The following is a 13,075-nucleotide window of genomic DNA, read 5'->3' on the forward strand; positions in this document are numbered from 1 at the left end:
AGATTTTAGATTTTAGATTAAGTCTGAAATCTAAAATCCAAAATCCAAAATTGAAAAGAGAGAGACACAAAATGCTCAAGTTCCTAAAACAAGTTGGTGATTACGCTAAAGAAACGGTACAAGCTGCGCGTTACATTGGTCAGGGGCTTTCTGTCACCTTCGACCACATGCGGCGGCGACCGATTACTGTACAGTACCCTTACGAAAAACTGATTCCTGGCGAACGGTTTCGCGGTCGGATTCACTTTGAATTTGATAAGTGCATCGCTTGCGAAGTTTGCGTTCGTGTTTGTCCAATTAATCTACCTGTAGTCGATTGGGAATACGACAAAGCCAGCAAAAAGAAAAAACTCGACCACTACAGCATTGACTTTGGAGTTTGTATCTTTTGCGGTAATTGTGTGGAATTTTGCCCCACTAACTGTCTATCCATGACAGAAGAGTATGAGCTTGCCACTTACGATCGCCATGAATTGAACTATGACAACGTAGCTCTAGGTCGTCTGCCTTATAAGGTAACAGATGACCCAATGGTTACACCACTGCGCGAACTAGTTTATCTACCCAAAGGTGTCCTCGAACCCCACGGAGTACCCGCAGATGCCCCCCGTGCAGGTGCGCGTCCAGAAGACTTGGTAGAACAAACAGAAAAATAAATGTCATTTGTCATTTTCCTAGTAACTAATGACCAATGACCATGCAAATTTGTGATTTTGGATTGAAACTAAAATCTAAAATCTAAAATCTAAAATCCAAAATTGATTGACTAAGGACAAAAAACAGTGAATCTAGCAGAAGGAGTACAGTTAGTATCGCTTGGCATACTGGGCGTGATGATGATTGGTTCGGCCATTGGTGTGGTACTGTTCTCCAACATCGTCTATTCTGCCTTTTTGCTGGGGGGTGTGTTCATCAGCATGGCAGGAATTTACCTGTTACTAAATGGTGATTTTGTTGCAGCTGCACAAATACTAATTTACGTTGGGGCGGTTAACGTGCTAATTTTGTTTGCCATTATGTTGGTGAACAAGCGGCAGGATTTTGTCGCATTTCCTAACTCTTGGGTGCGTAAAGTACTTACAGGTCTAGTCAGCGTAGGATTGTTTGGTCTTTTAAGTACAATGGTGCTGGCTACTCCTTGGGCTTACTCAACTGCTCCCGTAGTGGGTGGTGAAAGCTCTATAGTTTTGATTGGAGAGCATTTCTTCACTGACTTTTTACTACCTTTTGAACTGGCTTCCATTTTGCTGCTGATAGCGATGGTAGGAGCAATTATTTTGGCTCGTCGTGAGTATTTGCCAGACGAATTGACACGATCCGATCTGCGACAAACTATTTTGACTTTGCCAGAACGCCCCAGAGAACTGGTATCAACAACCAGCGAAACAAAAGAGTAATATTTGCGACTTCATTCGCAGACAAAAAACCAGTTTTTTCAGGAGGGATACTCAGATTCATGCAACTCCAGTACTTTTTATTACTAGCAGCCGCTTTATTCTGCATTGGCATCTACGGTTTAATTACCAGCCGCAACGCTGTGCGGGTGTTGATGTCAATTGAATTACTGCTCAACGCTGTTAATCTGAATTTAATGGCATTTTCCAACTTCCTCGACTCAACATTAATTAAGGGTCAGGTTTTCACAGTATTTGTGATTACCGTGGCCGCAGCCGAGGCGGCGGTGGGTTTAGCGATCGTGCTGGCCATTTATCGCAACCGCGATACCGTCGATATGGAGCAGTTTAATCTCCTGAAGTGGTAATTGTGCGTGCAACTCAAGCAGGTAATCATTGCTTATAAAGCGCGGGATGCCCGGAGTAAACAATGGGCAGAAATCTGTGCTAAACAACTAGAAAGCCGCGAGTGCCAGGTGTTGATGGGGCCTAGCGGGCCAAAAGACAACCCTTATCCAGTCTTTTTGGCTTCGGCGGCTCAACCAATCGATCTCGCCTTGGTACTCGGTGGCGATGGTACTGTTTTAACCAGTGCCAGACATTTAGCCCCAGTTGGCATCCCAATTCTGGGAGTGAATGTAGGCGGTCATCTGGGGTTTTTAACTGAGTCAGTGGAAGAGTTTCAAGATACAGAAAAAGTTTGGGATCGGCTGTTTGAGGATCGCTATGCTATCCAACGACGGATGATGTTACAGGCTGCGGTATATGAGGGTCACGGGTCTAATTTGGAACCAGTGAGTGAACGTTACCTGGCTTTGAATGAATTTTGTGTCAAACCCGCCTCTGCTGACCGAATGATTACCTCAATCCTAGAAATGGAAATCGACGGTGAGGTAGTCGATCAGTACGTTGGGGATGGGTTGATTATTTCCACTCCTACAGGTTCTACTGGTTACACCGTTTCTGCTAATGGGCCGATTATGCACGATGGGATGGAGGCGCTTACCATCACTCCTATTTGTGCAATGAGCCTTTCTAGTCGCCCTCTCGTTTTACCCCCTGGTTCTGTGGTGAGTATTTGGCCTTTGGGGGATTACGATTTGAGTACCAAACTGTGGACAGATGGAGTTTTAGGGACTTCGATTTGGCCGGGACACCGTGTTGATGTGCGGATGGCAGAGTGTCGGGCTAAATTTATTATTTTGCGCGAGAACAATTCCTACTATCAGACGCTACGGGAGAAGTTGCTTTGGGCAGGTACAAGGGTTCACTACAACAATAATCACCGTAATTAATTAAGTATTTTAGAGTGCATCTACCGCAGATTGCGATCGCCACCAAAATTATCTCAGCCCCCGGATAAATCCAGGGGCTTTCTGTCCTGATTTTGACTTTTTTTGCTAATCCCGTTTCATTTTAATAATAATCGATGGTAATTACGAATGATGAATTATTTAGATGTGCTTAATGGTAGTAGAAAAGTGAATCTTGTCAAACCTTGAATACTGCTAACTTCTATCCTACCTTTAAGATATTCTACGAACTTCTTAACTAATGCCAAACCCAATCCTGTACCGCCACTTTTCCAGAAATCGTTGTAAGGAATTCGGTAAAATGGCTCAAAAATCCGAGATTTATCTTTTTCGGGAATTATCACACCAGAATTGCTAATTGTAATTTTAAAAAAAGGTACTTGAAAATTTGTTACTACATCAGACTGAGCATCTTCATTGATTTGACTCTCTGTAATGTAGACGATCTGGGCAGTTAATTTAATCTCCTCATCAGGAGGAGAATACTTACAGGCATTGTTGAGTAATTCTGAGACAATTTTAGTCAGAATAGCTAAGTCTGAAACTATAGGTGGTAAATCTGGGGGAATGCTAACCTGGAAAATTTGTTGCTGAGAACGAGCGCGTTCTCGAAAATATAAAGCTACATGAGGAAGCCAGTCTTGAAGCTGAAATGAAGTTAATTCTAATGGATAAACATCTTTATCAAGCATCTGCATAGACAGCAAATTGTTCACTAAATTTAACCCTTCTTCACACTGTTGATTCAGGATATTTAGGTAGCCAGCTACAGACTCAAATGGAGAAAGTAGCTCTGAATTGAAAACGCCCTCTCGCTCAAGAATATTTTCAAGGACAGATATTGTCATTTTAATATTCTCTAATGGCATTCGCATTTCATGAGAGCTAGTTGCTAAAAAATCCTGCTTCAACTGGTTTATCTGTTGGAGTTGTGACAATTGCTCGCGTTGATAGCAATTGAGTGCTGTTTGAATGGCAACATAAAGTTGTTGCTCTTTGACAGGTTTGAGGATGTAACCAAAAGCAAATGTCAATTTAGCCCGCTCCACAGTGCTTTTGTCAGAATGTCCGGTGATGTAGACGATAGGGATTTGAAGACGATTCCAGATTATTTCTGCCGCCTGAATACCATCCATCTCACCCCGCAACCGGATATCCATCAAAACCAAGTTTGGCAGTAGTTTAGCAGCTTTCTCAATAGCCGTTTCTGCGGAATCGGCAATATCGGAAACAGTGTATCCTAGTAATTCTAAAGTTTCTTGTAAATTCATAGCCAGAATATACTCATCCTCAACAATGAGAATCTGAATTGTCTGTGTGTTTGATAAAATTCCGATCTTGTTCATAAGCTGCCTGTTCTAAAAGTAATTTGGAAGCACCTAAGTTAGCAGGTGAGAATAATTCAAAATATGTTAATAAGTAATGTAAAAAATATCATATTATTAGCCCAGTTTTTACTATCTAGGCAAAAACGTCAAAATCTTTTTTTCCTCAAAAATATGCTTCAAACAGTTTTTTTGTGTTTTTTGGATCTTTTTTAACTCTGTTTTATGCTGATAGACAAAATCGCTCCTTCTATCTAACTACTTCCTTAACCAAGAAACTTCCAAAAAACAAATTACCCCAAATGATTTGTACATTTTTAGGGGCGCAAGTTCTTGTGTCCCGGCGATAGAATCTTTTTTAAGATGTAAATCCCTCAAATTTGCACAGAAAATATACCAAATACTTTAAATTTTTTCGGATCAAAATTTGGAGTTAATATAATGGCATAATCCCAAACAATGTAACTTAAATTATTCCCGGTCTTGGTACATAAAATACCATCTTTATGCACTCTTTACTTGATCTGCTGTTTTTTAATCAGATTTTTAAGTTATTAAGTTAGTTGGATTTAACCCCTAGATACCCAACAACTTGAACTATAGATAATTGAACTTTCTACAAGTCGGATAAGCTAAGAATAAATCACATGAAAAAATGGATTTTGCTAATGCTGTTGGCGCTAGTAGCTGTTGCAGTAGTAGGTAGCAGAGGTAGCACATTTTTTGAGCAGCGTTCCTCATCGACAACTATTGAGCGCATTCCAGTGGAAACATCTGAACCACAGACAAAGTTAAAAGAACTTAACAGTGCTTTACAAGTGTCTGCTGACAACCTGTTAACCCATATCCAAAAGTTGAATTTTCAGCGCTATACAACAAAAGAGCGATCGCTTACTCGCACTTATATTACAACTGAACTGACAAAATTCGGCTGGAAACCTAAATTAGAAAAATTCTCTGAGGGCGTAAATATTTTTGCCGAACGTGGAGGAACTGACAAGTCCGCGAAAGCAATTATTGTCGCCGCACATTATGATACTGTTGCCTTCTCTCCTGGTGCTGATGATAACGCTAGTGGTGTTGCTGTAGTACTGGAAGTTGCGCGATTACTGGGTTCCCATTCCACACCACGAACGTTACAGCTAGCTTTTTTTGACAAAGAAGAAGCAGGACTTTTGGGTAGTCAGGCTTTTGTGAGCAAGAAAGCACGTTTGCAAAACTTGGGTGGAGCGATCGTTATGGATATGGTAGGTTATGCTTGTTACACTGTTGGGTGTCAGAAATACCCTGCCGGATTACCCGTTACTCCACCTAGCGACAAGGGCGACTTTTTGGCAGTAGTTGGCGATATAGAACATTTACCTTTGCTGAATGCCTTTCAAAGCTCTCTGAATAAACAAAAATCAAATCTGCCGCCAGTTCTAATACTACCAATTCCTTTTAAAGGTTTGCTGACACCAGATACCCTACGCAGCGATCATGCTCCATTTTGGTATCAGGGTGTGGGTGCTGTATTGGTTACAGATACGGCAAATTTACGGACTCCGCACTATCATCAACCTAGTGATGTTCCAATCACCATTGAGCGATCGTTTTTCACAGGAGCAGCCCAGATTGTGGTCAATACTACTACTGCCTTGTTAGAGAAAAACGAGCTTTTGGAAACTCAACCACCAAGCTGAGTAATAATTCGTAATTCTAGAAAAAATCACTAATTCCGCGTAGAGATATTAGTATTTGGTTCGGGGAAAGTCAACGTCCAGTTCTGCTTATCATTAAGCTGAAAGTACAAACCTTGGAGAATAAGCCACAAAGCCTTTCGAGTTCTAATAAACTTCCTCACCAAATAAGTTCCTGGTTGAGCAAAGATATCATCAAAGTTTTTTTTATAACCAAATTGTTTTGAACAATAACTACCAACACCTTGGACTGTCACCACAAAAAATGGAGCTTGTTTGTATTTATCGGGAATCATAAAAATTCCATATACATGGTGACGACCACGCCAAGGTTGAACAATAACTTTAGTAGCATGTAATTGAAATTTTGCAGTTTTTGATGCGAGAAAAGCCTCGAAATCGCAATCAGAATCATTCACAGACCAACACAGCGTAATAATACTCAGGGAGAGCAGTAAAATTAAAATATAGCGGAGTCTGCGACGCATAAAGCCAAGAAAAATTGTTGATGCGGCTGATAAATTTGATGAGTGATGATAGGGCTGCTACAGCAGCAAGACTATCCATCTGTAATACCCCTGCAACTATTTCTCAAGTGGCAAACACAAAACATTAAGCGGTCGGTTTAACTTTCGTTAAAAAAAATTGCAGTCAGGATATTAGCCTAAAAAAAGTGCAGATTGGAGATGCGATCGCTTACCCGGTTCTAGAGTTTCGTTACATTATTAAACCTAGCGGAGAAACAATCAGGCTTTTGTGGCTGTTAACACTGATTGATGCTCAAATTTTTAACTGTGATGAATTCTACAATTCGTTGCTTTTAATGAGCTTTGTTCACATCAGCAGATGCTTTGAGGAGATTCAAGCGACATCGATGGCGAGTCTTGCCAATGGTACGCCAAATGCGAACGAGCATCATAACCCGTTGTAGACATCGCTTTTGCTTTATAAGCAATTAATGGGGTAGTCAAATACACAAATATTCGTTATATTCCCGTAAGTAACAATTGGTATAAATATTTATGGGAAAAAGTTGGAAAAGTCTTAAGACAGTTGCGGGTTTCTTTGGTGCAATTGTATTTACACAACTTGGGGCAAATACTCCGGCCATTGCTGCTGACACCGTTGTTGTGCGTTTGGGTTTATTTACAGAATCCATTTCTCTTGCTGAGTTGCAAGAGGCTGCAAAAACTGGGGAATTTCCTGGGAGTTTGCAGCCTTATACCAAAGGATTATCTGAACAACAACGCCGCTTCTTCTTGGGGGTACTAGGTACGAATATACCGATGAATGTTGTTACTGTTAGTAACTTACTTAATACCCAGATTGGCACAACTATTCTCCATGACTTCGCTACAGCCTTAGCCCGAAAGGACAATGCTGGAGTGCAAGCACTGAGAGCAGGATTGGTATTAGGTTCTACTGCACCGCGTGGTCTTTCTGTACTGAGTTTTATCGCCGCTTATCCGAGTAAGCGCCTAGAAATTGATTTGCCAAATGCTTTTATAGTGGCAGGGAGTTTTAATACAGCTTTCTGGCGCACGCAGCAATTTATGCTAGCGTTGACCCATAGCGGCTTATCGTCAGACATCGCTTCCCAAATCGATCCCAAACCACCGAAGATTGCCTTCCCCTTTGACCCCAGCCAACCAGGAATGGCTCAAGTAAAAGTACTCAACTTAAGTCTGAATGACCAAAAGCGTGACCGCAAAATTCCAGTTGATATTTACTGGTCAACTGCTGCAACTCCCGATAAACCCCTGATTGTCTTTTCTCACGGCTTCGCATCAGTCCGCACGGACTTGCGCTACCTAGCAGAACATTTAGCATCCCACGGTTATGTAGTAGCAGCTTTAGAACATCCTGGTAGTAATGCGACAAATGTTGACTCAGCATTACAAGGCAAAACCAGAGTTATGAAGCCTCAAGAGTTTTTAAATCGCCCTCAAGATATCAGTTTTGTCCTCGACGAATTAGAAAAACTTAACCAAACACCTAATCATCCCCTACAAGGGAAACTTGCAACTACAAATGTGATGGTCGTTGGCTATTCTTTTGGTGGTAGTACAGCTTTAGCACTTGCTGGAGCCGAGTTCCAACTAGAACGGCTCAAAGAACGCTGCAAAAGGAACTTGGCTATCTTGAGTTTGGGAGAAGGTATACAGTGCATCGCTGAAGAACTACCAGAAAATAGCTATGAATTACGGGATACGAGAATAAAACAAGCGATCGCTCTCAATCCTACAACTTCTCTGATTTTTGGCGAAACTGGGTTAACGAAGGTGCAAGTTCCTACCCTAGTGTTAGCAGGTTCCGCAGATAAAACCACCCCAGCTTTGACTGAACAGATTGTCGGATTTGACAAAATCCGATCCCCAAAATGGCTAGTTGCTATAGTTGGAGGCACTCATCTAAGCGTCAAAGACCCCAGTACCACTTTGGATCAGATCGGACAACCAAATACACCAATTAGTGGCGGTGAAGTTGTCGGTGAACAAGCAGCAGATGTTCGTAAGTACGTTAAAGCTATAACTTTAGCCTTTGCTGCACAGATGACTCCCGAAGCTAAAAACTACGCCATCTTTCTGACATCAGATTATGCTCAGTTTGCTTCAACTGCGGCATTTCCATTTCGCCTAATTAGGCAGATTCCTCCTGATGCTATGAAAGTGGTGAAAGAATTTGTTGAGAAATAAAGGACTTCCAAATAAAAAATTTTGTCAGGGAGCCAGGGTAGGCTGTTGACTCTGTGCCTTTTTAGGAGTTAAAAAGTCATGCAAAATATACGTCATTGCGAGCGGAGCGAAGCAATCCCAGGCGATTGCTTCGCTCCGCTCGCAATGACACCAGAGAGATTTTATACTCCCCCAAAAATAGCATAAGCTAAAAAAACCAAATTCCATCACAGTCAACAGCCTAGAGCCAGGGCGTTGCGGTGAGTCTAACCAGCGCAATGCCCTAGCAAAGCTCCTGACTTAATATCAACTACAAATTTTTACACGAACCTACTTAAATAGGACTTCATTTGTAATATATTACCTGTATTAAAATATACTAAAATCGCAATATATTTAATAGTTGGGGTTAAATCACCCTAAATTTTCACAGTAAAAATAACTATTTACACATAAACTTTATGATTTTTTTATTAAAAATAATGGAAGCTTGAGAGTGTAAAAAATTAGGAACATCTGCTGGGTAATAGATGTATGTCTTAGCTAAAGTGCCAGAAATAAATTTAAGACAAGGTAAAAATTCAGGGGTTAAGGCTACAGTGTACGCGCAAGTCTAAAAAACTCTATTTTCCGTTCTTGTTTCGTTCATCTGCTCTGCATAAGAATGGGATGTGACGCACTATTAGGGTCTTGGGCACTATTAAGACCACTAAATTTCACGGGACGAGGCTAAATAACATGATTTTATCGCTTCAAACCCCTATTGTATCATTACCCCCTGAACGATTACAACACAAGTTGCTTGACAAAAATATGTTTGTGTATTTATTGATGTAAATTTCTTTAAAATGCACAAAAATCTTAGAGCATTTTTATCTTCTCTAAGTTACAGATGAAACAAAAAACTAAGGCTTGTTTAGTTCAGACAATAATTAGTTTTAGGCACGCAGCATAATACACTAATTTTGGCTTCAAAAGTAAACAATTACTCAAATGAACTTAAGCTGATGCAACTCTATACAACTCTTGAAATCAAAAAACTCCAGCAACACGAAGACCTTCCTTACTTAATTGAAATTATGGATTGGGTAAAAAATTTTTTAGGAAGACCTCATCCTAACTTAGGAAGACCCGGTGCAGTTTGCCCTTTTGTACCTCAATCTCTCAAGTCAGACAGTATTCGTTTTGCAGTGATTCATACAAAGGATTTGTATCCAGAACAAATAGAAGAGATTGTTGGACGCTACCGAGATATGTTTATTGAGATGGAAGTTAAAGAGCAGGAATTAGCAATAAATAAAGCTTTTTTACTGATTTTTCCTGATGTTCATATAGAAGATGTTTCTCAATCAATAGATAGTGTTCAAAGAAAACTTAAACCTTTATTTGTTGAGTCAGGATTGATGATAGGAGAATTTCATCAACGGAATGAAAGTCTTGGTTTGCACAACCCAAATTTTCGTCCACTTCGCAGCCCTATCCCCTTATTGGCTATCCGATTTATGGTTGAAGCCGATCTCCCCTTTCTTGTGAGTCCTGCCGATCCACACTTACGCATTCGTTATCTGGAAGCTTATTTAAAGTGTTTTGGTCATAATTTTACAGATGCAATAAAGTTTAAAAATGCTCATCAAGCATTGGCTTTAGCGAAAGAACAACTCAAACAAGAAAATTTGGTGCATTAGCATATATAGCGGTTCCCATTCAGATGCAGTACAATATTACATTGCGAGGTATCGTACAATCGCAGACCTTGTGATTGCTTCACTTCACTCAACTTTGTTTCGCTCGCAATGACATATTAGCTGCTCATAACTCAGGAGTGAGGACTATAGAAAGAGCTAGTTGATATAGTTGGCGACGGGGAAGAGAAGTGAATTTTGCTAACTGACGGCTAGCTTGCGATCGCGATATTCCCTGACTAATTAACTGCTTCAATTCGGCTTTTAACTCCTCTTCTGTCAGTTGGGGCTGACTAGCTGGAATTCCTGCCACTACTAATGTATATTCACCTTGGGGTTCTCGCTGACTGTAGTGAGCGATCGCTTCGGTAATTGTCCCCCGCCAAAATTCTTCATACAATTTAGTTAACTCTCGTCCCAGCACAATTTGGCGATCGCTTCCCCAAATTTCTGCTAAGTCTTGCAAAGTATCTCGCAAGCGGTGGGGCGATTCATAGAAAATCAAGGTGCGAGATTCTGTTTGCAGAGATTCTAAATGTTCTTGTCTCTGTTGAGTTTTCGCTGGGAGAAAGCCTTCAAAGACAAATCGATCCGTTGGTAATCCTGCTGCACTCAAAGCCGTAATTGCGGCACTAGCGCCAGGAATGGGAACTACTGCAATCCCCGCCTCAATACAGGCTTTCACCAGTTCATATCCAGGATCGGAAATACCTGGCATTCCCGCATCACTCACCAGTGCGATCGCTTTATTATTGACTAAATGCTCTAATAATTCTGGAATGCGGCTGGTACGATTATGTTCGTGGTAACTCACCTGGGGAGTCTTCACTTGAAAATGTTGTAGCAGTTTCCCTGTGTGACGGGTGTCTTCCGCAGCAATGATATCGACAGTCTGCAAAATTCGCACCGCTCGAAAGGTTATATCTTCCAGATTGCCAATTGGTGTGCCGACAACGTAAAGTGTTCCTGGTTTTGGATCGGTTTGCATGAGGGAGAGACGCGATTCATCGCGTCTGTACAAGAGTTGGGGGGAGAGATGGGATGAATCGCGTCTGTACAAGAGTTGGGAGTTAAAAATAAGAATTGATCCACCTTAATGTATATCAATACGAACATATAAAAGGAATGGATAATCCAAAATCCCAAATTGTTCAGATGAACGTAGCCGAAGTCCAAAATCCCAAATCGGATCGTGGGTTATTTGTGGGTTTAGTAACCTTGGATTTGATTTACCTTGCTGACTCTGCTCCGAAGAATAATCAGAAGATTGTTGCTATTGACTATACAGTAGCAGCAGGGGGGCCAGCTACCAACGCGGCTGTAACTTTCAGCTATTTAGGCGATCGGGCTACAATTTTGGGTGTAGTGGGTTCTCACCCAATGACGCAACTAATTCGAGGTGATTTGGTAAATTACAAAGTTGCGATCGCAGACCTTGAGCCTACCACTGATTTAGCACCGCCTGTTTCCTCAATCATTGTCACCCAAACCACTGGTGAACGAGCCGTAGTTTCTATCAATGCTGTTAAAACTCAAGCCAACAACGCATCTATCCCGCCAGATATTTTGTCAAATGTCAATATAGTACTAATTGATGGACATCAGATGGCGGTTGGTTATTCTATAGCTCAAATGGCTAAAGCCCAAAATATCCCAGTAGTAATCGATGGTGGCAGTTGGAAGCCGGGATTTGAGAAAATTTTGCCATTTGTAGATTATGCCATCTGTTCGGCTAATTTTTATCCTCCTAACTGCCAAACTGGAGAAGACGTTTTTGCTTATCTGGGTAGGTTTGCCATTTCTGACATCGCCATTACCCACGGACAAAAACCAATTGAATACTTAAGTTGCGCTAAAACTGGTATCGTAGATGTGCCACGGATTCAAGCGGTTGATACATTAGGGGCTGGAGATATTTTTCATGGTGCTTTTTGTCATTACATTTTGAGGGAAAGTTTTACTGATGCACTGGCGCTAGCGGCTAATATTGCTGCTGATTCCTGCAAATTTTTTGGTACCCGGCGCTGGATGGATTTAAAATAATTCGTAATTTTAAGAATTTTACATCTCAAAATACACGTAAAATTGCCGGGAGATTGGTAGCCCCGTCAATTGATTGCGGGGTGGAAAATCGACTCGCGCAGATTTATCTGCATTCAATATTAATGCCTTTCATGGTATGGGTCATTTATATAAGCCATAACTCTACTCGTACTAATATAATAAGTATAAATAAGCAAAATGTTTTTGGAGGCGACTAGCATTGTTTGGATGTCAACAGATACTAATAAAAGGCGACAAAGATACAAAAGCAATAATTGAATATCTTTGCCACGAATCAAACAGTTTATATAACTGTTCTGTTTATTACGCACGGCAAATGTGGTTTAAGATGGGGAAGATTGTTAGTGGGTTTGATTTGACTGCCCAGATGAAGAGAAACAAACATTTCAATGCTGGCTATGCTTCGGCAATGCAGCAGACTTGTTTGAACGTTGGAGAAGCTTTTAAATCATTTAAAAAGTTATTATCAAAAGCTCAAAAGGGAGAATTAGACCAAAAGCCAAAAGCGCCAAACTACAGACAAACTGGAGGCTTGTTCACTGTCACGTACCCTAAACGATGGTTAAAACTGAAAGATGGTTTTATTCGGTTCCCATTGGGGAATCAAGTCAAGGCTTGGTTTGGAATATCTGAATTTTTCTTACCAATGCCGTCAAACCTAGAATGGTCAGATATTAAAGAAATACGAATATTGCCAAGAAATAGATGCTTTTACGCAGAATTTGTTTACCAAACCGAAAGCATTAGCATTCAAGTTGACAAGTCTAAAGTCCTTGGTATTGACCACGGGTTAAACAATTGGTTAGCGTGTGTAACGAACGTTGGTACATCATTTATTGTTGATGGGTTGCATCTGAAATCTCTGAATCAGTGGTACAACAAATCAATTGCCAAAATCAAAGAGAATACTCCTCAAGGCTTTTGGTCTAACTCTACTCAGGTT

General features: G+C 40.8%; 12 protein-coding genes and 1 pseudogene. 10 read left to right on the forward strand and 3 right to left on the reverse strand.

What is annotated here, in order from left to right; genetic code table 11:
- Window positions 1–71 precede the first annotated feature (71 nt).
- The 4 genes from ndhI to GTQ43_RS18735 all read left to right on the forward strand — a co-directional run bounded on the left by ndhI (window position 72) and on the right by GTQ43_RS18735 (window position 2,689).
- A complete protein-coding gene (gene ndhI, locus GTQ43_RS18720) occupies window positions 72–656 on the forward strand; it encodes an NAD(P)H-quinone oxidoreductase subunit I (protein ID WP_265274265.1) in 585 nt (194 codons plus the stop codon).
- 126 nt (window positions 657–782) lie between these two features.
- A complete protein-coding gene (locus GTQ43_RS18725) occupies window positions 783–1,397 on the forward strand; it encodes an NADH-quinone oxidoreductase subunit J (protein WP_265274267.1) in 615 nt (204 codons plus the stop codon).
- Window positions 1,398–1,456: 59 nt separating this feature from the next.
- A complete protein-coding gene (gene nuoK / locus GTQ43_RS18730; protein WP_006199065.1) occupies window positions 1,457–1,762 on the forward strand; it encodes an NADH-quinone oxidoreductase subunit NuoK in 306 nt (101 codons plus the stop codon).
- A 6-nt stretch (window positions 1,763–1,768) separates the two neighbouring features.
- Entirely contained in the window at window positions 1,769–2,689 is a 921-nt protein-coding gene (locus tag GTQ43_RS18735) for an NAD(+) kinase (protein WP_265274276.1), read from the forward strand.
- Between the two features lie 155 nt (window positions 2,690–2,844).
- On the opposite strand, the gene GTQ43_RS18740 is transcribed toward GTQ43_RS18735, so the two are convergent.
- Entirely contained in the window at window positions 2,845–4,053 is a 1,209-nt protein-coding gene (locus GTQ43_RS18740) for a response regulator (RefSeq protein WP_265274278.1), read from the reverse strand.
- A gap of 626 nt (window positions 4,054–4,679) precedes the next feature.
- Between GTQ43_RS18740 and GTQ43_RS18745 the strand changes: the two genes are divergently transcribed.
- Window positions 4,680–5,714, forward strand: coding sequence for a M20/M25/M40 family metallo-hydrolase (locus GTQ43_RS18745; protein WP_265274279.1), 1,035 nt, complete (start codon window positions 4,680–4,682; stop codon window positions 5,712–5,714).
- 29 nt (window positions 5,715–5,743) lie between these two features.
- On the opposite strand, the gene GTQ43_RS18750 is transcribed toward GTQ43_RS18745, so the two are convergent.
- Complete coding sequence (locus tag GTQ43_RS18750) at window positions 5,744–6,199, reverse strand: hypothetical protein (RefSeq protein ID WP_265274280.1); 456 nt, start codon at window positions 6,197–6,199, stop codon at window positions 5,744–5,746.
- Between the two features lie 185 nt (window positions 6,200–6,384).
- Here GTQ43_RS18750 and GTQ43_RS18755 point away from each other — a divergent pair, with 185 nt between their 5' ends.
- The 3 genes from GTQ43_RS18755 to GTQ43_RS18765 all read left to right on the forward strand — a co-directional run bounded on the left by GTQ43_RS18755 (window position 6,385) and on the right by GTQ43_RS18765 (window position 10,071).
- Complete coding sequence (locus GTQ43_RS18755) at window positions 6,385–6,642, forward strand: hypothetical protein (RefSeq protein ID WP_265274281.1); 258 nt, start codon at window positions 6,385–6,387, stop codon at window positions 6,640–6,642.
- A gap of 91 nt (window positions 6,643–6,733) precedes the next feature.
- A complete protein-coding gene (locus GTQ43_RS18760; protein WP_265274282.1) occupies window positions 6,734–8,407 on the forward strand; it encodes an alpha/beta hydrolase in 1,674 nt (557 codons plus the stop codon).
- 986 nt (window positions 8,408–9,393) lie between these two features.
- Window positions 9,394–10,071, forward strand: coding sequence for a DUF6875 domain-containing protein (locus GTQ43_RS18765; RefSeq protein ID WP_265274283.1), 678 nt, complete (start codon window positions 9,394–9,396; stop codon window positions 10,069–10,071).
- Window positions 10,072–10,195: 124 nt separating this feature from the next.
- Here the strand turns inward: GTQ43_RS18765 and rsmI are convergent, their stop codons facing one another.
- Window positions 10,196–11,056: a 16S rRNA (cytidine(1402)-2'-O)-methyltransferase gene (gene rsmI, locus GTQ43_RS18770; RefSeq protein ID WP_265274284.1), complete on the reverse strand. Its 861-nt coding sequence runs from the start codon at window positions 11,054–11,056 to the stop codon at window positions 10,196–10,198.
- Window positions 11,057–11,223: 167 nt separating this feature from the next.
- Here rsmI and GTQ43_RS18775 point away from each other — a divergent pair, with 167 nt between their 5' ends.
- Window positions 11,224–12,111, forward strand: a complete 888-nt coding sequence (locus GTQ43_RS18775) for a sugar kinase (protein ID WP_265276488.1) — start codon at window positions 11,224–11,226, stop codon at window positions 12,109–12,111.
- Window positions 12,112–12,778: 667 nt separating this feature from the next.
- Window positions 12,779–13,033: pseudogene (locus GTQ43_RS18780) on the forward strand (transposase); the annotation flags it as partial.
- Between the last annotated feature and the right edge of the window lie 42 nt (window positions 13,034–13,075).

This window comes from Nostoc sp. KVJ3, from assembly GCF_026127265.1.
Taxonomy (GTDB): domain Bacteria; phylum Cyanobacteriota; class Cyanobacteriia; order Cyanobacteriales; family Nostocaceae; genus Nostoc.